A 22,663-nucleotide genomic window follows, 5' to 3' on the forward strand; every position below is an offset into this window, starting at 1 on the left:
CCGCCCCTTCCGACTTTAACTCGCACTATGTGCCGAACTGCGCACGGGTGGACAAGGCAAGCGGAACCGAAAAGTGCGAAGATGAATAGGTGAACTCTGAAGCGCTTGAAGAAAGCAACCTGACAAAGAGCACCAGCGGTGCACAGGCTATCGGATTTGAACGTCGTGCAGTCATTGACTTGTCGGCCATCCGCAACAACGTCAAGCAGATTTCTGATGTTGTAGCCCCAGCTGCAGTTATGGCCGTCGTCAAAGCAGACGCCTACGGCCATGGAGCTATCCCCGTAGCCAAAGCCGCCTTGGAAGGTGGCGCCCGCTGGATCGGGTGTGCCCATGCGACGGAAGCTCTCGCCCTGCGTGAAGCGGGCATCGATGCTCCCATGATGGCCTGGCTGCACACCGAGGACACCCCATTCGAGGCCGCCATTGATGCCGGTCTTGATCTGGGAGTCTCAGGCTGGGAACTTGAATACGTTGCCGCCGCAGCACGTGCCGTGCAGACACCGGCACGTATCCACATCAAGGTGGACACAGGACTTGGCCGCAATGGCTCCACTATGGATGCCCTGCCTGATCTGTTGAACCGCGCCAGCGACTTCCAAGAAGAAGGACTGCTGCGCGTAGTTGGCATCTTCTCCCACCTCGCGGTCGCAGATGAGCCAGAGCGGCCCGAAACGGACGAGCAGCTGGAGATCTTCAACAAGGCCATAGAACTGGTAGAAGCAGCCGGCTTCGATCTTGAAGTGCGCCATATCGCCAATACGCCGGGTATCCTTTCGCGACCTGATTCACACCACGACATGGTGCGCTTGGGGTTGGGCTTGTATGGCCTGAGCCCCTTTGAAACCGACTCGCCAGAAAGTTTCGGCCTGCGTCCAGCCATGACAGTGAAGACCCGCGTGGCTAACGTCAAGAAGGTCCATCCGGGGCAGGGCGTGTCCTACGGCCTGAATTACAAGACTGAAGCGGAGACCTACCTCGGGCTGATCCCCATGGGCTATGCAGACGGTTTGCCGCGCATCGCAACAGGTGCGCCGGTAACAGTTAACGGACGCACCTACCCGGTACGCGGACGCATCGCCATGGACCAGTGCGTCATTGATCTGGGCGCGGACATCAAGCCTGAGGACTTCCTCGGCGCCGAGGCGATTATCTTCGGTAAAGGCGGGCAGTCGGTGAACACTTGGGCCTATGCGGCGAACACCATCAACTACGAAGTGGTAACCCGCATTTCTCCGCGCGTGCCCCGCTACTACATCGAAGGCAGCTGGGGTGAAGCCGGTGAGTAACCCGGTGCGGGAATTCTCCTGCCAACTAGATGACCTCACTGTTACCGAAGCGCTGGGGGAAGCTCTTGGTACCCAGCTCAAAGCCGGAGACTTGGTGATTCTTACAGGGGCCTTGGGCGCTGGTAAGACGACTCTGACTCAGTCGCTGGGCGTGGGACTGAATGTACGCGAGGGAATCATCTCGCCTACATTCGTTTTGGCCCGCCAGCACCCGGCGCTAGGCGATGGCCCCGGACTGATCCACGTGGATGCCTACCGCTTGAAGGGCCACGACGACGTGGACACCCTGGATCTCGAATCAACGCTGGCTGATTCAGTCACCGTTGTGGAGTGGGGGCTGGGCAAGGTGGAACATATCACGGACTCGCGTCTGGAAATCCAGCTGGACCGCGAAGCCCTGGCCGCACCGAGTGCCAACCCGTGGGAAGAATCGGAGGAAGAGCTGGACGAGCCGCGGTTGTTCAGCCTGAAGGGAATCGGCCCGCGCTGGGACGAGGACACCTTTGCCCAGTTGAAAGACACTTTACTGTCTGCAGTAACTGCGCAGCACACGGAAGAGAAGCATGCCTAACTACTTATCTATCGACACCTCCGCCAACGCATCGGTGGCACTGGTTGACAAAGCCACCGGTTCAGTTGTCGACCAGCGGGTTTCATCCAAGGGGAATGACCAGACCGAAACCCTGTCGGCATACGTCAAGGAGCTCTTGGACGCTCATGGACAGAAAGGCCAAGACCTTGCTGGCATTATCGTTGGCGTAGGGCCGGGCCCGTTCACCGGCCTGCGCGTTGGCTTGGTTGCCGCGCGTACCTTCGGCTTCGTATGGCGGGTACCCGTGCATGGTGTGATGTCCTTGCATGCGCTCGCCGAACAGGTGCTGGATGCAGGCGAGGCTCCGACACAGTTCATTGTGGCTTCCGATGCGCGCCGCAAAGAAGTGTACTGGGCTCGCTACGACCAGGATGGAGCCATGGTTGATGGCCCGCATGTTTCAGCTGCTTCAGCCCTTCCTGCATTGCCGGTCTACGGCATTGGCGCCGGAATCTATGCCGAGCAATTGGAAGAAGCCGGGGCCAAGCCCATGCCTGAGTCCTTTGAATGGATTGCAAACGCTGGCTACCTCGTCCGCCGAGGCATAAGCGATCTGGCTGCGGGCAAGGATCTGTCTGACACTTCGCCGCAGTACCTGCGCGAATCCGATGCACAGGTTCCGGCGTTCATGAAGCAGGCTAAGTGATGAACGAGGCGAACCAGGTCATCCTGCGTCCCATGGCTGCCGAGGATCTGCTGGCCGTCCACGAGTTGGAACAGCAGCTGTTTCCCGAGGATGCATGGCCACTGGCTGGTTTCGAATCCGAGCTAGCGCAGCGCGACACCCGCACCTACTGGGTCTATGAAGACTCTGGTCGAGTTGTCGGCTATGCCGGCCTGTGCGTGGTTTTGCCGATTGCCGATGTGCAGACCATCGCCATGCACCCTGATTACCAAGGTCGAGGCCTGGGACGCAAGCTATTGTCCCTGCTGATCAAGACGGCTGGTGAGAAAAATGCACTGGATGTGATGCTCGAAGTCCGCTTTGATAACCCCACTGCTATTGGCCTGTATGAATCCATCGGATTCACTACCATCCACCGCCGCAAGGGGTACTACAAAGGCGGGGTTGATGCACTAATTATGAGACTCCCGCTGGATGCACAGCAAGGACAAGAGGAAGAACGCAACGCATGAGCATCACCGAACCCGTAGTACTAGGCATTGAGTCCTCCTGCGATGAAACCGGCGTGGGCATCGTACGCGGCAACAAGCTTCTGGCTAACGCTGTCTCCAGCTCCATGGATGAGCATGTACGCTTTGGTGGCGTGATTCCCGAGATCGCTGCGCGAGCTCATTTGGAAGCCTTCGTGCCTACCCTGCAGTCCGCCTTGGATACCGCGGAGCTGACTCTTGAGGACATTGATGCCATCGCCGTGACCAGCGGTCCCGGCCTGGCCGGCGCCCTCATGGTTGGCGTATCAGCGGCCAAAGCCTTGGCCCTGGCTACCGGCAAACCGCTGTACGGGATCAACCACTTGGTTGCTCACGTAGGTGTTGGCGTTCTCGAAGGAACCGTATTGCCGCCTACTTTCGGAGCACTGCTGGTCTCAGGCGGGCATACCGAAATCTTGAAGGTCACTTCGCTGACTAACGACGTGCAGCTGTTGGGCTCCACGATTGATGATGCAGCCGGTGAAGCCTATGACAAGACTGCTCGTTTGCTGGGTCTTGGGTATCCAGGCGGTCCGGCTATCGACAAGGCGGCCAGGGATGGAGACCGAAAGGCATTCCGGTTCCCTCGCGGCTTGTCGCTGCCGAAGTTCGTGGGCAGTACCGAGAATCCTGGCAAGCACCGCAACAACTTCTCGTTCTCAGGACTGAAGACTGCTGTAGCCCGTTGCGTCGAGCACTTCGAGGCCAACGGCGGAGAGATCCCAGTTGCTGACATTGCCGCTTCATTCCAGGAAGCTGTCGTAGACGTGATTACGTCCAAGGCTGTGCGCGCAATGCAGGAACAAGGTCTGAAGACCTTGCTGCTAGGCGGGGGAGTTGCAGCTAATACCCGCTTGCGCGAACTGCTGGCGGCTCGTTGCACTTCGGCAGGAATCGAGCTTATGGTTCCACCGTTCAGCCTCTGCACGGATAACGGTGGCATGGTTGCTGCGCTTGGTGCCCAGTTGGTCGCAGATGGCGTGGCCCCATCGGGGTTGGACTTCGCTACGGATTCTTCGCAGCCCGTCACACGGATTACCTTGCGGTAATCGCATAAGTTCCTAACGCTGGGTATGTAATCGGTTTCCCAGCAGGGCCGGAGACTTCGCGCAATCCTGATACACGCGCAATGAGAACTATGCCAATTCCGGAATCACCAGCATCCTTGCGATCTTCGGTTCCATTGGATTGCTGCGCGTCGAGTATTCAGCGCGCAGCAAGCCATGTTGACTATGGCAGCGGAAGCGGCTCGTCGAGCGGCTGCGTCTTAGTGCCCATATCGATTCCCAAATCCTTGGCAAATACCGTGCGGGTTCCGGTGTAGACCCCGTCTTTGTTCTCATCCAGCTCGAAGACGCGAGCGCCACGAAGCTCGTGGTTCTCGGTGCCGCCCAAACCATAAGTGCCGAAACCGGTACCCGGCGCGTAACCCAGCTCGATACCGTAGTAGTTGCCCTTGAAGGTGTTGATGTGGTCGTGGCCGCAGTACACGCCACGAACATCTCCACGTTCCTGCAGAGCAGTGAACATGCCGGAGTTGAATGCACCGGTGTAGATTCCCTCGTTCTTGACTCCCTCGATGGAGTGCTTCTTGACCGCCTTCTGATGATCGGCATCATTCGAGGTGAACTGGGCTCCGAACCACATGTGGTGGTGCTCCCACAGCGGGATATGGAAGAACATCAAGGACTGGACCTTGCCGTAGCGTGCTTCTGTTGCCTTAGAGGCTTCGCGATACCAAGCGATTTGCTCCGGGCGGATCCAGTCGTAGGACATGAGGCCTTCGAAGTCCTGGCCGCCAAGGGTATCTGGCGCGTAGCGATTCGAATCAAGCAGCCAGATGCCGAAGGCAGGCTTGGCGTTCTTGGATGACGCGATCAGCAGCTGCGAATTCGATTCTCCCTGGATCTTGTCATTTTTCGCGTTGGCGTTGAATTCGTAGCCCCGAATGAAATCGAGAATCCTGGCATCGGTCATATTCGTGCCGTGCGGCATCGAATCCTCGTCATGGTTGCCAAAGGTCAGAGCCCAAGGGATACCACGGGATTCCATTGGCTGGACTACATTGTTGATGGCTTGCTTGACCTCGGTGGTGGTCTTTGCCGAGCCATTGATGACATCACCGTTGATAAGCGCGAACCCAGGCTTTTCGGTATCCAAGACCTTGTCCATCAGCTCCAGCGTGCGGCGATCGGTGCGCGGCCCATCCTGCGTGTCATTGAACTGGACGATCTTGAACTTGCCGTCGGCAGCGAACTTGAGCTTCGGGGAGGCTGCCGGGGACTTCTTGGCCGGTGCTGCAGCCGCCGCAGTGCTGCTGGCAGCGAAAAGACCGGTAATCGCGGCAGCGGTGCTGCCAATCAGTACTCCACGACGGGGGACAGAAGAAGAATTGCTCACAGGAATGCCTTTCGAATTAATAGATAGCCAGCTAGTTAGCCAGTCGGCTGATAACTCCTAGAGCGTAGGGATGCCTAGTGACCGGATAGTGAACATTGGCAGTCCGTATTTGTCCCTGTGCATAAATAAAACGATCGAACTAGCGCTTCGAATATGTTCCTTTCAGAGCGTGTGTCAGGTCACAAGATTCCCCGCAGCAAACATCAAACGTCTAATGTTTAAACGTGATCACCAACGCCTCTGATTCAGTGCTTCCGCCGACCGCCAATGCGCCAGGCAAATCCCCGTGGCTGGCTGGTGCGCTAGCCATCGCCGCCGTAATCCTCGTGGGCCTGAACCTGCGCATGGGCATTGCCTCGGCATCTCCGCTCTTCCATGACCTGCAGGAGATGATGGGGTACGGCACGTTCATCGCTTCGCTGCTGCCGACGATCCCAGTTTTGTGCTTTGCCGTGGCTGGCGCGGCAACGAGCTTGGTGATCCGCAGGACCGGACTGGAACTGGGCATCGCCCTGTCCTTGCTGCTGCTCACCGCTGGGCTGGCCTTGCGCATTGTCGATTCAACTTGGGCTTTGCTGGCCGGCACCGTGGTAGGCATGTGCGGCTTGGCCATCTGCAATGTGGCCATGCCCTCATTTATTCGAGAGCACCACGGGAACCGCGCCGCGTCGATGACCGCGGCCTACACGACCACCATGTCCATCGGCGCGACGCTGGCCTCCGCAATCAGCGTCCCGCTGGCGGTGAAGGCGGGTTCGCCGACGACGGCATTGGCTTTGTGGGCGATTCCCGCCGGCCTGGCTTTGCTGGTATTTGTGCCGTTGTCCATCTCCGGGAAGCGTTCCGCTGTTCAGAAGGGCACGCATGTTTCTCCATGGCCGCTACTGGCCACGCGCAAGGGCTTGCTGTTCACCACTGTTTTCGGCATCCAGTCGCTGCTGGTCTATACCGTGGTCAGCTGGTTGCCGCATATCCTCATTTCGCGCGGGCTGGAGCCAGTTGATGCCGGCTTGATGCTGGGCATCGTGCAGGGAGTCAGTATCCCGGCAGTCATGATCATGCTCTGGATGGCTTCGAAGCCGGCCCTGCTGCGCAGTGCCTTCGTGCTGACTACCAGCTGCTCGGTACTCGGTTTTATCGCTCTGCTGCTCTTGCCGGTAGAACTGTCCTTGATCAGCTCGGTCTTAATTGGCCTGGGCTTCGGGGTGTTCCCGCTGGTGATGCTCATGCTCAGCCGCAGTGGCGGCAGCGCAGAAGAAACGACAGCAATGTCCACGGTGGCCCAATCTGTCGGCTACCTGATTGCAGCAATTGGACCCTTCGCCCTGGGGCTCATGCAGGGCGCATTGGGATCTTGGACGGTTGGCTTGGTGATCATCCTCGCCTTCGCTGTGGTGCAGCTTCTGTTCTGCTACAAGCTGGGCGGCCTGCGTACCGAAGCCGATTCGCATCCGTTGATCGAAGTGGACGGCTCGGCTGAAGCGGAGCGGCCATGAGCAAGACCCCATTGCGTCCGCCCTTGTCCGAAGAGGTTGTGGCGAAGCTGCAGAGCGCCGTAGCGCACGGCCGCTGGAAGGTGGGGGACCGCATTCCGGCTGAACCCGAGCTGATGGCGGAAATGGGCGTCTCCCGCGGGACCTTGCGCGAAGCCATCAAGGCGCTGGCCAGCACGGGGATCTTCGAGGTCCGCCGTGGAGATGGCACCTACGTGCGCGCGACCAGCGAGATCAGCGGCACCGCCCAACGGGTGTACCGCGACCACTCCGACCAGGACGTGCTCCAGGTGCGATTCGCCCTGGATACCCAGTCGGCCCGGCTCGCTGCCAAAGCCGCTGATGCAAAAGTAGTCGAACAGCTGCGCGCTTTGCTGGGCCAGCGAAGCGAAGCATGGGGAAACCGGGATTATCCTGCGTGGGCGAAAGCCGACTGGAAATTCCATCTGGAAGTGGCGCGGGCTTCCGGTGTTCCGCTGATGCATGAGATCTATGAGAGCTTCGGGGATGTTTTCCACGGAACCAAGATGGTCCAGAGGCTTTCCGACGGATTCGATGGCTGCCTGCACGAGGGCCACGAATCACTGGTAGACGCAATCGAAGCAGGCGATCCCGAAGCAGCAGCTCGAACTGTTATCAAGAATCTTGATTACTGCATGAGCTGGATGCCTTAATTCCTGACTTCAAGGGCTCTGCCCGGACTAAACAGCCTTCATGCGCCGGACGTTTTCCTGCACCACTGCCTTGAAATCCCCGCCCGAAGCCGCAAAGGTATTGCGCTGCAACTGGTATTCCGCCCCGCGTTCGATCAAACGGATGATGCCCTGCAGTTCCTCGGCGCATCCCAGCTGCTCGGCAATCGGTGCCAGGCGCTTGACCTCTGAGCGCAGGTGGTCGGTCACCAGCATCTCGTCGCCTTGGGCGTTGAGGATGATGATGGCATCCAGCCCGTAGCGGGCGGCGCGCCACTTGTTCTCCACTCGGAACCAGGCCGGCATGACAGGAATCTTGTAGCCGGCTTCGATTGATAGCGACATGTCGTGCACCAGGCACTGGGTCAGTGCGGTAAAGGCGGCAATGTCATCCAGAGAGCTCACGCCATCGCAGATGCGCATTTCCACGGTGCCCAAACGAGGTACCGGACGCACATCCCAGCGGATCTCGGAGACATCATCAATAACCCCGGTGTGCAGCATGTCTGTAACGTGGGATTCGTATTCGGACCATGAATCGAAGTGGAAGGGGATCCCGGCAGCTGGCAGCTGCTGGAACATCAGCGAACGCTGCGAAGCGTAGCCGGTGTCTTCCCCGCCCCAGTAGGGGGAGGAGGCGCTGAGCGCTTGGAAATGCGGCTGGTAGTTGATCAAACCGTCAGTGATTGGAAGCGCTTTTTCGCGATCGTCCAAGCCCACGTGCACGTGCACGCCGTAGATCACCATCTGGCGGCCCCACCACTGGGTGCGGTCAATCAGCTTGGCATAGCGGTCCTTGTCCGTCACCGGCTGCAAGGTCGGCGCGGCAAAAGGATGGGAGCCCGCGGAATACAGGTCCACGCCGTGGTTTCCGGCGACCTCGTTGAGCATGCGCACGTTGGTGCGCAGTTCCTCAGCCGCGTCTGCCACGTTGGTATGGACACCGGTGACCACCTCCACGGTATTCATCAACAATTCCGGCTTCACTGTCGGATGCTCATCTTCGCGGTCAAGACCGGCCTCATCCTTGAGCTGGTCAAGGATACTCTCGGCAACCGAGCACAAGTCCGCACTTTCGCGATTGACCAAGGCGATTTCCCATTCGACACCGATAGTGGATTGGGAAGAGTGGGCGAACTCGATTTTCTGCACGGCGCTCCTATTGATGACGTCTCGGACGGAATGCTCCGGAGCCGAACAAAGTGGATGGAGCGTCCACCGATTCCTCGATGTTTCTCCATACTCATTGTATGTATTGCGCCGCTCCTGCCGGGACAATGCTCCGGTGGGACCTGCGTCACCCCAGACTAGTGCGGGATGACCTCGAAAGCTACGCGTTTGTCGCCGAGGCGAGCCAGGATCAGCGTTGCCTTGTTCTTGGCGCTCTTGGGGGAGCCTGCCAGCAAAATGCGGCGCAATTCTTCGGGCGTGACGTCGACTCCGCGCTTCTTGATATCCAATGTGCCGATGCCGTTGGATTTCACCCAGCTGCGCAGCTTCTTCACGTTGTAGTCATGCACTGCCATGACTTTGTATCCGCGGGCAAACGGCGTGGAAATCTGCTGGTTATGGGTGAAGTAGGCGATGTGCTCATCGAGCAGGTGGCCGCCAGTGCGCTCCAGCAAGGTCGAGATCAGGTGGGAACGGATCACTGCGCCATCTGGTTCGTAGATGTGCGCTTCCAATTCGCCTACCGGGGCTGGCTGATCATTTGCCGCGGCAGCTGCACTGGCCAACTCGTGGGCGCCGTCCTTGTCGATGACCAGCGCGGCACGGGCGATGTCCTTGCGCTTGAGCTTGCCGAACCAGAGGCAGGCCTCGATGACCGAGCCGTGGTCCGAAATCCAGACAGCCTCGGCGTTCGCCGGAATCGCTTCATGGGGCAGGCCCGGACCAAGTTTCACTCCGACGTCCAGCCCGGAGTCCACCAGCTTCTCCACGAAAGACAGGGGCGGGGAAAACGCCTCGGGGTCAAAGAGTCGGCGGGTGCTTCCCTTCACGTCGGTACGCCGGGCTGGATCCAGCCAGACGCCGTCAACCCCGGTCAGATCGGTGTCCTCGGCGCTGCCGTGGATCACAGTGGCATTGTCGAAGGGCATCAGGTTCAGTGTTGTGGCTGCCGCGGTGGTTTCATCCATCTCTACTGCGGTGACCTGCACGCCAGCGCTGGCCAGCGCAATGGAGTCGGTGCCGATGCCACATCCGAGGTCGGCGACGTGGGTGGAACCGGCATTGGTGTAGCGGCGGGCATGCAGCCCGGCGATGGTCAGGCGCGTGGCCTGCTCCAGTCCGGCCGGGGTCAAGATCAACGAGTCTGCAAAGGGGCCGAATTTCACCCTCGCCCGGAAACGCAGCTCGGCCTGCGCCATGACGGCGCGAACCACCTGGGCGTCGTGGCCTTCCTTGCGCAGCTTCTCATTCAGCGACCAAGCAGCATCCTTGGTGGCCACCATGGACGGGTCGATGGTGGAAAGCAGCTTCCAGCCGTCTTCCGAAAGCAGGGCGGCGAATTGTTCATTGAGCGTGGAGTCATTTGAAGCCTGGGCCATGATCCAAGACTATCGTTGATGCGTCTTGGAACAGACTGGCCCTCTCGGTGTGCCCAGCCCGCAGGGCCAGTGATCTATGTGACAAAAACGCGTCACATTCAGAATTCACAGAATTGCCAAGCGGGCTTCGCCAAGCTCCGGGATCCGGCCGCCCAGCAGTTGCGGCAAGAGCAGTTCGAAGCCGGGAGGTGTGAAGCCCTGAAACCAAAAGACTAAGTATCACTATCTCATGGGCATTGATTTGGTTAGAGAGAGTAATGCTTGTTGCTAATTGGACCATCTGGCTAACGAGTAGCCCTATCGCTGTTTTACAGTTCTCCGCCACTAGGAAACGGTTCGCTGGACCAACTCGCCCCGCTTGCTGCAAGCGGCTGCATGTCCTCAGCAAGACCTGAAGTGATCCACGTCGCATTCCCCTGTGGAACTGGTGTTGTATGGCACCTGTGATGAAACCTATGCAGCGAACGACAGTGACGTCGACAACCGGTCCAAAGGCCGTGGATCCCGCACCCCTGGTGCAGAACCAGCTTAAGCGCGGCATGAGCAGCCGCCACCTGCAGATGATCGCCATTGGCGGTTCCATCGGCACCGGGCTGTTCGTGGCCTCCGGCGGCACTATTGCCCAGGCGGGTCCCGGCGGCGCGCTGCTGGCCTACGCCGCGGTGGGTCTCATGGTGTACCTGCTCATGCAGTCCCTGGGCGAGATGACCGCGAAGATCCCGGTGGCCGGATCCTTCCAGACCTTCGCTACCCGCTTCGTTTCCCCCTCCTTCGGCTTCGCCATCGGTTGGAACTACTGGTTCAACTGGGCCATCACTGTCGCGGCGGAACTGGTGGCCGCTGGCATCGTGATGAGCTTCTGGTTGCCTGATGTCCCCGGTTGGGTCTGGGCCGGCTCTTTCCTGGTGGCCTTGACCGCCTTGAATGCTTTGTCCGCCAAGGCCTTCGGCGAAGGCGAGTTCTGGCTGGCCATGATCAAGGTGGTCACCGTCATCGCCTTCCTGGCCGCCGGCGTGCTGATGATCTTCGGGGTGCTCGGCGCGCACACCGATCCGCTGGCCAACTGGCGCGAAGGCAAGGATGTCTTCCATGGCGGCTGGCTGTCCATCGTCTCGGTCTTCATGATTGCCGGATTCTCCTTCCAGGGCACCGAGCTGGTGGGTGTCGCCGCAGGCGAAGCCAAGGATCCGCGCCGCGAAGTGCCCAAGGCCATCCGTCGGGTGTTCTGGCGCATCATGCTCTTCTACATCGGTGCCATCTTCATCATCGGCTGCCTGATTCCGTTTACCGACCCGAGCCTGCTGGCCAGCGGCGAAGCCGACGTGGCTTCCTCGCCCTTCACCCTGGTCTTCGAGCGGGCCGGCATCGCTTTTGCCGCTGCTGCCATGAACGCGGTCATTCTCACCGCCATCCTCTCGGCTGGCAACTCGGGGCTCTACGCCTCAACCCGCATGCTCTACTCCATGGCCCACGATGGCAAGGCTCCGAAGATCTTCGGGCGCACCAACTCCCGCGGCGTGCCGATCATGGCTCTGCTGGCCACCGCTGCGGTAGGCCTCTTCGGGTTCCTCACCGCCCTGGTGGGCCAGGGTGCGGCCTATACCTGGCTGCTGAATGTCTCGGGGCTGTGCGGGTTCATCGTCTGGGTGGGTATTGCCGTATCCCACTACCGCTTCCGCCGCGGTTATCTCGCCCAGGGCTACAGCGTGAAGGACCTGCCCTACTTGGCCCCGCTCTTCCCGCTAGGACCCATCGTGGCCTTCCTGATGCTGATTGCCGTGATCGTCGGTCAGAACTACCAAGCGGTGCTGGCCGGCCACGGGCTGGAAGTGCTCTCGGCCTATATCGGGCTGCCGCTGTTCCTCGGACTGTGGCTGGTGCACCGCATGGTGACCAAGTCCAAGATGGTCAAGCTCACCGAGATGGATCTGGACGCTCCGGAGGATATCGAAGAGTCCGCGGCTGTGCGCTCTGCGCGAACCGGTGTGAAGAAGTAGGGCAATGATTAGCACTCGCCTTGACCGAGTGCTAAAGCTCGTCCTAAAGTCATGTGTGGGTGTCACGATGGAAGTTGCATCTGCAGCTTGCAGCGTTACACACCGCCTGACTGGATACCACCAACTGGCACCGCGACGACGGTTGGTCCAATGCCATAGGGCGCACCCCTACAACCATTGGTTCATACACGAAAAGGAGAGACCATGTCTGTCTCCATCAAGCCGCTCGAAGACCGCATTGTCATCAAGCAGGTCGAAGCCGTAACCACCACCGCTTCGGGCCTGGTCATCCCAGACTCCGCTAAGGAAAAGCCACAGGAAGGCGCCGTAGTCGCCGTAGGCCCAGGCCGCATCGATGACAACGGCAACCGCATTCCCCTGGACGTTGCAGAAGGCGACGTAGTCCTGTACTCCAAGTACGGCGGAACCGAGGTCAAGGTCGGCAACGAAGAGTACCTGGTGCTCTCGGCTCGCGACGTACTGGCAGTCGTCGTAAAGTAACGCCAACCTCTCTAAAGTTTCAGGAGAAAATGCATGGCTAAGCAGCTAGCATTCAACGAGGAAGCGCGACGCGCCCTCGAAGCGGGCATTGATAAGCTCGCAAACACGGTGAAGGTCACCCTCGGCCCACTCGGCCGCAATGTGGTGCTTGCCAAGACCTGGGGCGCCCCGACCATCACCAATGACGGTGTCACCATTGCGCGTGAGATCGATCTGGAAGATCCATACGAGAACCTTGGCGCGCAGCTGGCCAAGGAAGTAGCCACCAAGACCAATGACGTAGCAGGCGACGGCACCACCACCGCCACCGTGCTCGCTCAGGCCCTGGTCAAGGAAGGCCTGAAGAACGTCGCCGCAGGCGCCGCTCCGGGCGATGTCCGCAAGGGCATTGAACTGGCTGTGGAGATCGTCTCGGACGCATTGGCCGCTAACGCCGTTGCCGTAGAGGACAAGGTTGCTAACGTAGCCGCGATCTCCGCGCAGTCGGATGAAATCGGCGAATTGCTGGCCAAGGCCTTCAAGACCGTGGGCACCGATGGCGTGATCACCATCGAGGAGTCCTCGACTACCGCTACCGAGCTGGTCCTGACCGAAGGCATGCAGTTCGACAAGGGCTACCTCTCGCCACAGTTCATCACCGACCAGGAGCGCCAGGAAGTTGTCCTGGAAGACGCACTGATCCTGATCAACCCAGCCAAGATCTCCACCGTGGCAGAATTCCTGCCACTGCTGGAAAAGGTCCTGGAAGCGAAGAAGCCGCTGCTGATCATCGCCGAGGATGTCGAGGGCGAAGCCCTTTCCACCCTGGTGGTCAACAAGCTGCGCGGCCTGCTGAACGTGGTAGCCGTCAAGGCTCCAGGCTTCGGCGACCGCCGCAAGGCAATGATGCAGGATCTGGCTATCCTCACCGGTGCCCAGGTTGTCTCCCCGGAACTGGGCCTGTCCCTGGACCAGGTTGGCACCGAGGTACTCGGCTCGGCACGCCGCGTGACCATCACCAAGGATTCCACCACCATCGTTGATGGCGCTGGCACCGAGGAAGATGTCGCAGAGCGCGTAGCCCAGCTGAAGGCTGAGCTGAACCGCACCGATTCGGAGTGGGACCGCGAGAAGCTGTCCGAGCGCCTGGCCAAGCTGTCCGGCGGCATCGGCGTGATCAAGGTGGGCGCTTCCACCGAGGTCGAGCTGAAGGAACGCAAGCACCGCATCGAGGATGCTGTGTCCTCCACCCGTGCTGCCCTGGAAGAGGGCATCGTTGCCGGCGGCGGTACCGCCCTGGTCGACGCGCTGGCTTCGCTGGATACCGATGCCCGCATCGCAGCCACCGAAGGCGACGTAGCAGCAGGCGTTGCGATTGTCCGCCGCGCGCTGGTGCAGCCGCTCTTCTGGATCGCTACCAACGCCGGCTTCGACGGTGCGGTAGTTGCTTCCAAGGTGGCAGAGTCCCCAGCCAACGAAGGCTTCAACGCCAAGACCGGTGTCTACGAGAACTTGCTGCACGCAGGCGTCATCGACCCAGTCAAGGTAACCCGCTCGGCACTGCGCAACGCAGCATCGATCGCGGCCTTGGTTCTGACCACCGAGACCTTGGTGGCAGAGAAGGCTGAAGAAGCTGAAGAGGCGCACGGCCACTAGGGTTTAGCCCGTCACCGAAGCATTGCTTCGTGAGCGAAAGCCGCCGTTGGATCCAGGATTTATCTCCTGGATCCAGCGGCGGCTTTTTGTTCTCAGAAAACGATCCACCCGGGGTGACCCAGCTCATTGACACGATAAATGAGTGCGCTCATAATTGAACTCAGTCAAAGATTGATGCCCATTTCATATCCGTACAGGAGATCTTCCATGCACGCGTTCGTTCTCGAAAACTACAAGGGTGCCCTGGTGCAGGCCGAGGTCGCTGAACCTGAGTTGGGGGAGCGGGAGGTGCTTATCGAGATTGCGGCCGCTGGCGTCAACCAGCTTGACGAGAAGATCCGCGCAGGCGAATTCAAGGCAATCCTGCCCTACAAGATGCCGCTGGTTCTCGGCCACGACGTCGCAGGGACCGTGATCGGGCTCGGCTCAGGAGTCCGCGGCTTTACGGTAGGGGACCAGATTTTTGCCCGCCCTCGAGATCATCGGATCGGAGCTTTCGCCCAGCGCATTGCCGTGAATGAAATGGATATTGCGAAGGCGCCTGTCTCCATCGACCTGGTGCAAGCGGCCTCGCTGCCCCTGGTTGCACTGACTGCGTGGCAGGCACTAGTTGAGCGGGGAAATCTGCAGCCGGGGCAGCGAGTACTCATCCACGCTGGCGCTGGCGGCGTCGGAACCATCGCCATCCAGCTGGCCAAGCACCTGGGCGCTTACGTCGCGACAACAGCCTCGGCGACGAACGCCGAATTCTTGCAGGAGCTCGGAGCCGATGAAGTCATCGACTACAAGACCGAGGATTTCCAGGTAAGTATCTCGGGCTATGACCTGGTGCTTGACAGCCTGGGCGGCGAAACGCTTGCCAAGTCGCTGGGAGTCCTGCGCCCTGGAGGGAAGGTCATCGGCATCTCGGGTCCGCCGACTCCGGCATTCGCCAAGGAAGCAGGGCTGAATCCGGTGATGGGCTTGGCGGTCCGCGCGCTAAGCCGGTCAGTTCTCAAGAAGGCCAAGAAGCTGGGTGTCGGGTACGAGTTCCTCTTCATGAAGCCCAGCGGCCAGCAGCTGCGAGGCATTGCCGAACTGGTGGACTCTGGGGTCCTGACGCCCGTGGTGGGCCAGGTCTTCGGTTTTGCGCAAACTGCAGAGGCCCTTGAATCGATGGAGGCTGGTGGCCGGCGCGGCAAGACCGTCATCTCCATGCAGCAGAAGTAAAGCGAGCGCGTTCGCCTGGGCGGTGGGCGCGCTTTGCTCGTCAGTGGGGGAGGATTGCAGCAATCTGAGCGCGGATGCCCCGGGCGACTTCAGCTGTGGCCAGTGCCGGGTCCGCAGCAGTAGCCATCGCCAGGAACTGGATGGAAGTGATGGCCCGCGCAATCCTGGCTGCCTCCGGCGCCTCCAGATTCCTATGCGTGCCCAGGAGCTCGGCAATCGCCTGTTCGGTCAACGCCGCTATGCGCAGGGCTTCGGCATGATGCGGTTCCGCCGAATCGCCAAAAACCATTTCGCGCAGATAAAAGCGCCCGTTGTCGACATGCTTCCGATTGCAGTCGATGATCGGTACCAAAAGGGCCATGGTTGCCTCCAGCGCGGTCTTTGCTGATTTGGAGGCCTCGATGCCTTGCTCCAAGGAGCGTTCGTAGCGGTGGTTCTGCACCATGAGCAGCAGCTCGGATTTGGACTTGGCGTAGAGGAAAAGGGTTCCGGTTCCGATATCCGCCGCGTCGGCGATCTGCTGCGTGGTGACCTCATCGACACCGTGTGCCGCGAAGAGTTCGCTGGCCGCGGAGATGATCCGTTCAAGCTTCGCCTGCTTGTTGCGTTCGCGTCGTCCTGGCATAGGAGTTGAAGACGTCACCCGGGAGCCCCTCGGCTAGAACTGATCAGAGTTATTCATGAGTCTAATCAAGAAAGCTGTTGTTTCAGAATGCGCGGATTGACTTCGCTCACCTGGCCAAGCAACAATTTGCCGCCGTGCCGACGATGGCTGGGCGGCAAACCGCCGTGGAACTTTGCGCCAGTTCTCGAATTTCGACAGCTAATCCTGAGCAGGTCAGGCCAATACGGTCAATCTATATACGCTGCTTTACAGCGGCAGCAGCGTCAACTCGCACGGTGTGGCCATGGCGAATTGATAAGATGGTTGGTTGTCTGACGTGAATCAAGTAGAAAACGCCGAGGACAATTACCTGTCCCCGAAGAAAGCGCAGCCAGTGAGCCATACCTTGGATCAGTCTCGGACAAGCACCCAGCGTGCCGGTTTCCGAGTTGATTTGCAGGGACTTCGCGCCCTCGCAGTCCTGCTGGTGATGTGCTATCACATCTGGTTCTCCCGGGTCTCCGGCGGTGTGGACATCTTCTTGATGCTCTCCGCCTTCTTCCTCACTTCTTCCACCGCACGGCGCATCGCCCGCGGGCAGCGCCCGCCTCTGCTCGACGGCTGGCTGCATCGATTCTCGCGCCTGATACCGCAAGCGGCGGTAGTCATCATTGGCGTGGTCATCGCGGCATGGATCATCCTGCCTAGTACGCGCTGGCTGGAGCTGATCGACCAGTCCAATGCCGCGCTGTTCTACTGGCAGAACTGGTACCTCTCGGATCACCAGGTGGACTACTACGCCTTCAACACTGCCGCCGCCTCGCCGCTGCAGCACTTCTGGTCCCTGTCTGTCCAGGGACAGATCTTCATCATCTGGCCGCTGGTTCTTGCCGGCAGCGCACTGCTCTGGAAGAAGTTCTTCTCCCGGCACAGCTTCGCCGCCGTAGCAGGCGGCGCCTTCGGAGCCATCTTCCTCGGCTCGCTCGCGTATTCCATTCACATCACCGCCACCAACCAGCAGGTGGCCTACTTCCACACGGGCGCGCGCCTATGGGAATTCGCCCTCGGCTCGCTGCTCGCCTTGGCATTGCCGTGGCTCTCCAGCCTGCCCGAGAAGATCCGCCGCATCGGAGGCTGGGCCGGCCTGGCCACCGTCATAGGCAGTGGCGCCGTACTGGATGTGCAGGGGCAGTTCCCGGGCTTCATGGCTTTGGTGCCCACGGTCGCCGCCGCCTTGGTGATCTCGGCTCCGGCACCGCGCAGCTGGGCCAACCCGTCGGGCCTGCTTTCCTTGCCCCCGCTGGTAAAGCTGGGCGACCTGTCCTACGGCATGTACCTGTGGCACTGGCCGTTGCTGGTCTTCTACCTTGAGGTCTCCGGGAACGAGAAGGCTTCCTTCGCTGCCGGCAGTGTCTTGATTCTTGCCTCGATCCTCGCTTCGTGGGCCACCACCAAGTTCGTCGAGAAACCGGCCATCGCCTGGCAAGCCAGTGCCAGCTTCTCGCGCCTGATTCCGCAAACCGGGTTCAAGCTCATTGCCCAGTTTGCCGTGGTCGCTGTGGGGCTTGGCGTAGCCAGCCTTCCGGTGATGGCCTGGGAGAACAACGTCGAGCACCGCAGGGCCATGGCCGCGGCGCAGACCGCCACCGACAACCCCGGGGCCAACGCCGAAGATGACTGGGATCCGTCACCTGCGGCTTTGACCCTGCCGCTGGCGACCGAACTGGATAGCGAATGGCAGACTCCCGGCGATGTCTGCGAAGGGGCGAACGCTCCAGATGACGAGCGCATCCACTTCTGCGAGCAGGGCGGCACTTTCGACGGGGGAGCGCCGGACCTGGTACTGCTGGGCGATTCGCACATGCAGCACTGGTCCGCGGCGGCTTCGGCAATGATCGAGGAAGCTGGCGGCAGCTGGATCCTGGTGTACGAACCGGGTTGCCGCTACGGCTCCGATGCTGACCGCGTGGAAGAAGCCTGCTCCGGTTTCCAGGACGCGGCGCAGGAATACGTAGCGGATCTGGCTCCGCAGATGGTGCTGACCACGGCCAGCAAGACCGTAGCGGACCCTGATGACATGCTTCGCAGCCCGGGGGAGCAGGAGATCCTGGTGGACAACTACGCCGAGATGATCCAGCCGCTGCTCGATGCCGGAAGCCGGGTCATCGCGATGCGCGATACCCCGCGCTATACCTACTCCATTCCGGAATGCGTGGATTCGAACAAGGGACTTCCTGCCAACTGCGATGGTTCGGCCGGCTACGCCTTGAACAGCGTGAATCCAGTGGAGCAATTCCTGGATTCCAATGATTATGGCGATCAGGTTGTTTCCCTGGACATGACGGGGTTGCTCTGCCCCGAGGGGGTCTGCAAAGCTGTCATAGGCAACGTCTTGACGTACCTGGATGATTCGCACCTGTCCAAGACCTTCGTGCTCAGTGCCAAGCGCCAGTTCGCTTCTTCTTTCAAGGAAGCAACAAACTGGGAATAAGTCACCCCTGATGCGGGATGGGGCATGAGGTTGAACACAGTGCGCCAAGAAGGAATAACCGGAACGCCAAAAGAGCTCTACCATTTAATCAACCTCCGCTGTCGCCCCGAAAGGTTCCCCCGTGACTGAGTTCAACCCCTTTGCCTTTGAAGGACTCACCTACGACGACGTTCTGCTGTTGCCTGGCCCGACGGATGTGATTCCTTCGGAGGCGGACACCACCACCCGCTTCACCAAGCGCATCAACATCCAGGTGCCCATCAGCTCCGCTGCAATGGACACGGTGACCGAAGCACCCATGGCAATCGCGCTGGCACGCCAGGGCGGTATCGGCGTGATCCACCGCAACCTTTCCATTGAGTCCCAGGCCAAGCAGGTTGACCAGGTTAAGCGCAGCGAGTCGGGCATGATCACCGACCCAGTCACTGTGCACCCGGGTGCCACCTTGGCTGAATGGGATGAGCTGTGCGCTCAGTACCGCGTCTCCGGTCTGCCAGTGGTAGATGAGAACCGCAAGCTGTTGGGCATCATCACCAACCGCGACACCCGCTTTGTTCCTCGCGAACGCTACATGACCACCAAGGTCTACGAAGTGATGACCGGCATGCCGCTGGTGACCGCTCATGACGGTGTAGCTCCAGAGAAGGTAATCGAGCTCCTGTCCAAGAACCGCATCGAGAAGCTTCCACTCATCGATAACGACGGCAAGCTCACCGGCTTGATCACCGTCAAGGACTTCGACAAGGCCGAGCAGTACCCTCTGGCGACCAAGGACGACGAAGGCCGTCTGCGTGTTGCAGCTGCTGTTGGATTCTTCGGCGAAGGCTACGAGCGTGCCATGACCCTGATCGACGCCGGCGTTGACGCACTGGTTGTCGACACCGCCAATGGCCACTCGCAGGGCGTGCTGGAGATGATTGCACGCCTGAAGAAGGATCCAGCGGCTGCGCACGTGGACATCATCGGCGGCCAGGCAGCCACCTATGACGGTGCCAAGGCACTGATCGATGCTGGCGCTGACGCCATCAAGGTCGGCGTTGGCCCGGGCTCCATCTGCACCACCCGCATCGTTGCCGGCGTGGGCGTTCCCCAGGTTACCGCTATCTACGAAGCAGCCAAGGCAGCTATTCCAGCTGGCGTTCCATTGATCGCTGACGGCGGCCTGCAGCACTCGGGCGATATCGGCAAGGCCCTGGTGGCCGGCGCCGACTCGGTCATGCTCGGCTCCCTGCTGGCAGGTACCGCTGAGTCCCCAGGCGATCTGGTCTTCATGGGCGGCAAGCAGTTCAAGGCCTACCGCGGCATGGGCTCGCTGGGCGCAATGGAAACCCGTGGCAAGAACACCTCGTACTCCAAGGACCGCTACTTCCAGGCTGACGCGCCATCGAACGAGAAGCTGATCCCTGAAGGCATCGAAGGCCAGGTCCCTTACCGCGGCCCGCTGTCGGCTGTCACCCACCAGCTCGTGGGCGGCCTGCGCCAGACCATGTTCTACGTGGGCGGACGCACCGTTCCCGAGCTGAAGGCACGCGGCAAGTTCGTCCGCATCACCGCAGCAGGCCTGAAGGAATCGCACCCGCACGACATCATGATGACCGTTGAGGCACCGAACTACCGTTCGCGCTAAGGCTCATTGAAAAGATCCTGGCGGAATCCACGCTCCAGAGCGGATTCCGCCAGGATCTTTTGCATGCCGGGAGCCAAAGGGGAACAAAGCCGCAGCCAATGCATCCATGCGGGGCTGTGGCGCAGGGGGCGTTATCAGCCCTCGGCGGATGCCCATTCTTCACGAGTTGCCACGTACTCGAATTCACCGTCCTGGGTTACCACCGTGACCGAGCGCAGGTCCTTGTCCCGTTCGCCGATTCGAAGCATCGTATTGCTGCCTACATATGCCAAATCGGAGTGGGCGTCGACTTCCCAAGCATATGGTTCAAGAGTAATGAGCAGTTCACCGTATTCCGGGGCTTCGAAGGGAAGCATGTGCCCGTGCGGATCAGTTGGGTACCACTTCAGGAAGTCCTTGGGCTCGTCGATGTCCATGACAACGTCCTCCCAGCCCTTGTTGATGTCGTCCATCCATTGCTGCATCTTTTCGTTGGCCCACTCTTGCAGTTCTTCATCCGAGTAATCCTTGCTTGCTTTCGGGGCCGGCTTTTCTGCCGGTGCTGGCAGTTCTGCTGGTTCCGGCTTTTCAGGAGCGAAAGCGGCTGCAGGCTCAGAAGGCAGCGGCTCCTCCGATCCGGATGAAGTGCAAGCTGCCAGTGGCACTACTGCGATGGCAATCAGGGGCAAGCAAGTTAGAAGTTTGCGCACGGGTGGCTTTCTCGAGAAGGGCGGCATGGTGATGCACCCGAGTCTATGGGAGCGCAGCGACGAATACTCGGCAAAGACGAGCGTTGACGCCTTTTCGTTATTCACCGGATCTTTACTGGGGACTTGTCCAGAAGCACAGTGCGCAAGGCTACCTGCACACACGGCCCCACGTAGAATGAAAACTAGGCAATACCTCTCGGTGCGCGGGAACCACCCGCTAGTGAGTGACCGTCAACGAAGGGCATCAATTTGGGCCAGCCAGCCAACCTGAAGAAGCAAACCCGACAGCGTATGGAACGCACGGGGGAGAGCTACACCACCGCGCGCAAGAACATCTTGGCCGGCAAGCCTGAAAGCCCTCGGGCCGCTCGCGCTGCCGCCGCACGCGACTACGCCAAGGAAGCACGCGAAAAGGCCAAGGCGCAGGAGCAGAAAGGCAAGAACGCTCCGGCTGCTTCGCCAGCTGACGAACTGCCTGAGTACCCAGCGCCAAAAGATGTCATCCAGTACGATGCTGCGCTCTGGCACCGAGTCCTAGTCCAAGCTGGCGTCACCAACAAGCACACCGGCGAACCGCTGAGCCAGGCATTGCTCGCTGGCCTTGCCGGCGGTATCGGCTTCATGGCTTTTACCCATGAAGGCGGCGAAGGGACTGCAGTAACCTTGGTGACCCGCCACAACCCGGAACCCTATACACAGAACCTGCTGGCTCGTTGCGGTGCTACGGTGACCGAACGTACCACCGGCTCAGCCGAACGCGCTGTCGAATACATGGACGCTGCCCTGGACGCAGGCCGCACCGTGGTGGTTCGCGTGGCAATCAGCGCGCTGCCATGGATTGACGGCAACACGGTTGATGATGCCGAGACCCTGGATCTCGTCGTCGTTGGCGAGCACAAGAAAGACCTGATGGTAGATGACGGTTCAGGTGCGCTGAACCTCATTAGCCCCAAGGAACTGGCCATCGCCCGTGCGATGCGCAAGAAGGAAAAGCACTGGCAGGCATGGATCCCGTCCTCGCGCTCGCCGAAGGCCGAGACCCTGGCCGCCAATGCTGTCGAGGCGATTGGGGAAACCACCGCTCGCCTGCTGGGCACCAGCGAGCTTTCCGGGGTTCCAGTGCACTTTGCCAAGAACTTCGGCATTACCGGCATGCGCACCTTGGCCACGCGACTGCGCGATAACGAGTCCAAGACCGGTTGGTCCCAGATCTTCGCAAGCCAGCAAACACTGGCCAACGGCTTGGACCAGCTCGCAGGTTTCTTCTCCGACACGCGTTTCAGCGGCGAAGGGGCGCTGCGCGGCCTGTACGCGGACTTCCTTTCGGAAGCGGCGGAACTTCCAGGCTTGGCGGCGCTGGCAGCTCACGTAGATGCTTACCAGCAGCTCTCCACCCAGTGGGATGCGTTCGCGGACCTGATTGATCCAGAGACCGAGTTCGCCAAGCGTGCTGAGCACTTCGCCGTATTGGCTGACGCGATTGAGCTCATTGCCGATTCTGAAGAGCAAGCCGCCACCTCCTTGGCCGTGACCGCCAAGAAGCTTGCATCCAAGGCAGCCAGGTAAACCTGGCTCAACATAGGCCCTGCCATCCGGTGATCTTACTCACCGGCCGGCAGGGCGTTGTTGTCCCGGTGTGCCACTTGCGGCCCCATGCACCAGAGCCAGCGCAGAAACATCGCCTAAAGCCAATGCGCTATCAAAAGCGGGATTATCCGGGAATCTTGATAACCTAGTTAG

The 22,663-nt window shown here is 60.2% G+C and carries 19 protein-coding genes; 14 read left to right on the forward strand and 5 right to left on the reverse strand.

Annotated features, from left to right (window positions below; translation table 11 throughout):
- The first annotated feature begins 89 nt into the window (after positions 1-89).
- The 5 genes from alr to tsaD are packed head-to-tail and all read left to right on the forward strand — an operon-like array spanning position 90 to position 4,085.
- Positions 90-1,289, forward strand: a complete 1,200-nt coding sequence (gene alr, locus ACIOTL_RS05830; RefSeq protein ID WP_105657634.1) for an alanine racemase — start codon at positions 90-92, stop codon at positions 1,287-1,289.
- On the forward strand, positions 1,282-1,860 hold the full coding sequence (gene tsaE / locus ACIOTL_RS05835) for a tRNA (adenosine(37)-N6)-threonylcarbamoyltransferase complex ATPase subunit type 1 TsaE (protein ID WP_400342072.1): 579 nt from the start codon (positions 1,282-1,284) through the stop codon (positions 1,858-1,860). The genes alr and tsaE overlap by 8 nt, the downstream gene beginning before the upstream one ends.
- On the forward strand, positions 1,853-2,527 hold the full coding sequence (tsaB, locus tag ACIOTL_RS05840) for a tRNA (adenosine(37)-N6)-threonylcarbamoyltransferase complex dimerization subunit type 1 TsaB (protein ID WP_400342074.1): 675 nt from the start codon (positions 1,853-1,855) through the stop codon (positions 2,525-2,527). The genes tsaE and tsaB overlap by 8 nt, the downstream gene beginning before the upstream one ends.
- Positions 2,527-3,018 carry a ribosomal protein S18-alanine N-acetyltransferase gene (gene rimI / locus ACIOTL_RS05845; protein ID WP_400342076.1) on the forward strand — a complete coding sequence of 164 codons (492 nt, stop codon included), beginning with the start codon at positions 2,527-2,529 and terminating at the stop codon, positions 3,016-3,018. The genes tsaB and rimI overlap by 1 nt, the downstream gene beginning before the upstream one ends.
- Entirely contained in the window at positions 3,015-4,085 is a 1,071-nt protein-coding gene (gene tsaD, locus ACIOTL_RS05850) for a tRNA (adenosine(37)-N6)-threonylcarbamoyltransferase complex transferase subunit TsaD (protein WP_400342077.1), read from the forward strand. The genes rimI and tsaD overlap by 4 nt, the downstream gene beginning before the upstream one ends.
- 181 nt (positions 4,086-4,266) lie before the next feature.
- Here the strand turns inward: tsaD and ACIOTL_RS05855 are convergent, their stop codons facing one another.
- Positions 4,267-5,436: a metallophosphoesterase family protein gene (locus ACIOTL_RS05855; RefSeq protein ID WP_400342078.1), complete on the reverse strand. Its 1,170-nt coding sequence runs from the start codon at positions 5,434-5,436 to the stop codon at positions 4,267-4,269.
- Positions 5,437-5,660: 224 nt separating this feature from the next.
- On the opposite strand from ACIOTL_RS05855, the gene ACIOTL_RS05860 reads away from it, so the two are divergent.
- Together ACIOTL_RS05860 and ACIOTL_RS05865 are read left to right on the forward strand one after the other, a co-directional pair.
- Positions 5,661-6,932 carry a CynX/NimT family MFS transporter gene (locus ACIOTL_RS05860; RefSeq protein WP_400342080.1) on the forward strand — a complete coding sequence of 424 codons (1,272 nt, stop codon included), beginning with the start codon at positions 5,661-5,663 and terminating at the stop codon, positions 6,930-6,932.
- Positions 6,929-7,603, forward strand: a complete 675-nt coding sequence (locus ACIOTL_RS05865; protein ID WP_400342082.1) for a FadR/GntR family transcriptional regulator — start codon at positions 6,929-6,931, stop codon at positions 7,601-7,603. The genes ACIOTL_RS05860 and ACIOTL_RS05865 overlap by 4 nt, the downstream gene beginning before the upstream one ends.
- 27 nt (positions 7,604-7,630) lie before the next feature.
- Here ACIOTL_RS05865 and ACIOTL_RS05870 read toward each other — a convergent pair whose 3' ends face one another.
- Together ACIOTL_RS05870 and ACIOTL_RS05875 are read right to left on the reverse strand one after the other, a co-directional pair.
- The gene (locus ACIOTL_RS05870; protein ID WP_332731262.1) at positions 7,631-8,773 is read right to left on the reverse strand and encodes a glutamate--cysteine ligase; all 1,143 of its coding nucleotides are present in this window, start codon (positions 8,771-8,773) and stop codon (positions 7,631-7,633) included.
- 155 nt (positions 8,774-8,928) lie between these two features.
- The gene (locus ACIOTL_RS05875) at positions 8,929-10,170 is read right to left on the reverse strand and encodes an SAM-dependent methyltransferase (protein WP_400288475.1); all 1,242 of its coding nucleotides are present in this window, start codon (positions 10,168-10,170) and stop codon (positions 8,929-8,931) included.
- A 455-nt stretch (positions 10,171-10,625) separates the two neighbouring features.
- On the opposite strand from ACIOTL_RS05875, the gene ACIOTL_RS05880 reads away from it, so the two are divergent.
- From ACIOTL_RS05880 to ACIOTL_RS05895, 4 genes are all read left to right on the forward strand, one after another.
- Positions 10,626-12,167, forward strand: coding sequence for an amino acid permease (locus ACIOTL_RS05880; RefSeq protein WP_400342083.1), 1,542 nt, complete (start codon positions 10,626-10,628; stop codon positions 12,165-12,167).
- Between the two features lie 204 nt (positions 12,168-12,371).
- The gene (gene groES, locus ACIOTL_RS05885) at positions 12,372-12,668 is read left to right on the forward strand and encodes a co-chaperone GroES (protein ID WP_133833647.1); all 297 of its coding nucleotides are present in this window, start codon (positions 12,372-12,374) and stop codon (positions 12,666-12,668) included.
- Between the two features lie 33 nt (positions 12,669-12,701).
- Complete coding sequence (gene groL / locus ACIOTL_RS05890; protein WP_105657612.1) at positions 12,702-14,303, forward strand: chaperonin GroEL; 1,602 nt, start codon at positions 12,702-12,704, stop codon at positions 14,301-14,303.
- Positions 14,304-14,510: 207 nt separating this feature from the next.
- Complete coding sequence (locus ACIOTL_RS05895) at positions 14,511-15,512, forward strand: NADP-dependent oxidoreductase (protein ID WP_400342085.1); 1,002 nt, start codon at positions 14,511-14,513, stop codon at positions 15,510-15,512.
- Positions 15,513-15,552: 40 nt separating this feature from the next.
- On the opposite strand, the gene ACIOTL_RS05900 is transcribed toward ACIOTL_RS05895, so the two are convergent.
- On the reverse strand, positions 15,553-16,155 hold the full coding sequence (locus ACIOTL_RS05900) for a TetR/AcrR family transcriptional regulator (RefSeq protein WP_388022667.1): 603 nt from the start codon (positions 16,153-16,155) through the stop codon (positions 15,553-15,555).
- Between the two features lie 298 nt (positions 16,156-16,453).
- On the opposite strand from ACIOTL_RS05900, the gene ACIOTL_RS05905 reads away from it, so the two are divergent.
- Both ACIOTL_RS05905 and guaB read left to right on the forward strand, forming a co-directional pair.
- Complete coding sequence (locus ACIOTL_RS05905; protein ID WP_332595402.1) at positions 16,454-18,607, forward strand: acyltransferase family protein; 2,154 nt, start codon at positions 16,454-16,456, stop codon at positions 18,605-18,607.
- A 121-nt stretch (positions 18,608-18,728) separates the two neighbouring features.
- Positions 18,729-20,234: an IMP dehydrogenase gene (gene guaB / locus ACIOTL_RS05910; RefSeq protein WP_105657608.1), complete on the forward strand. Its 1,506-nt coding sequence runs from the start codon at positions 18,729-18,731 to the stop codon at positions 20,232-20,234.
- A gap of 134 nt (positions 20,235-20,368) precedes the next feature.
- Here guaB and ACIOTL_RS05915 read toward each other — a convergent pair whose 3' ends face one another.
- Positions 20,369-20,923 carry a hypothetical protein gene (locus tag ACIOTL_RS05915; protein WP_400342088.1) on the reverse strand — a complete coding sequence of 185 codons (555 nt, stop codon included), beginning with the start codon at positions 20,921-20,923 and terminating at the stop codon, positions 20,369-20,371.
- Positions 20,924-21,214: 291 nt separating this feature from the next.
- Here ACIOTL_RS05915 and ACIOTL_RS05920 point away from each other — a divergent pair, with 291 nt between their 5' ends.
- Positions 21,215-22,489, forward strand: coding sequence for a BtrH N-terminal domain-containing protein (locus ACIOTL_RS05920; protein ID WP_400342090.1), 1,275 nt, complete (start codon positions 21,215-21,217; stop codon positions 22,487-22,489).
- Positions 22,490-22,663 lie beyond the last annotated feature (174 nt).

The sequence above is a fragment of the Glutamicibacter sp. NPDC087673 genome (assembly GCF_044743255.1).
Taxonomy (GTDB): Bacteria; Actinomycetota; Actinomycetes; order Actinomycetales; family Micrococcaceae; genus Glutamicibacter.

Bases quoted from the DNA above. Each gene is read 5' to 3' on its own strand.
- tsaB (WP_400342074.1), top strand. From the start codon at position 1,853: ATGCCTAACTACTTATCTATCGACACCTCCGCCAACGCATCGGTGGCA.
- rimI (WP_400342076.1), top strand. From the start codon at position 2,527: ATGAACGAGGCGAACCAGGTCATCCTGCGTCCCATGGCTGCCGAGGAT.
- tsaD (WP_400342077.1), top strand. From the start codon at position 3,015: ATGAGCATCACCGAACCCGTAGTACTAGGCATTGAGTCCTCCTGCGAT.
- ACIOTL_RS05865 (WP_400342082.1), top strand. From the start codon at position 6,929: ATGAGCAAGACCCCATTGCGTCCGCCCTTGTCCGAAGAGGTTGTGGCG.
- ACIOTL_RS05875 (WP_400288475.1), bottom strand. From the start codon at position 10,170: ATGGCCCAGGCTTCAAATGACTCCACGCTCAATGAACAATTCGCCGCC.
- ACIOTL_RS05880 (WP_400342083.1), top strand. From the start codon at position 10,626: ATGCAGCGAACGACAGTGACGTCGACAACCGGTCCAAAGGCCGTGGAT.
- groES (WP_133833647.1), top strand. From the start codon at position 12,372: ATGTCTGTCTCCATCAAGCCGCTCGAAGACCGCATTGTCATCAAGCAG.
- groL (WP_105657612.1), top strand. From the start codon at position 12,702: ATGGCTAAGCAGCTAGCATTCAACGAGGAAGCGCGACGCGCCCTCGAA.
- ACIOTL_RS05895 (WP_400342085.1), top strand. From the start codon at position 14,511: ATGCACGCGTTCGTTCTCGAAAACTACAAGGGTGCCCTGGTGCAGGCC.
- ACIOTL_RS05920 (WP_400342090.1), top strand. From the start codon at position 21,215: ATGGAACGCACGGGGGAGAGCTACACCACCGCGCGCAAGAACATCTTG.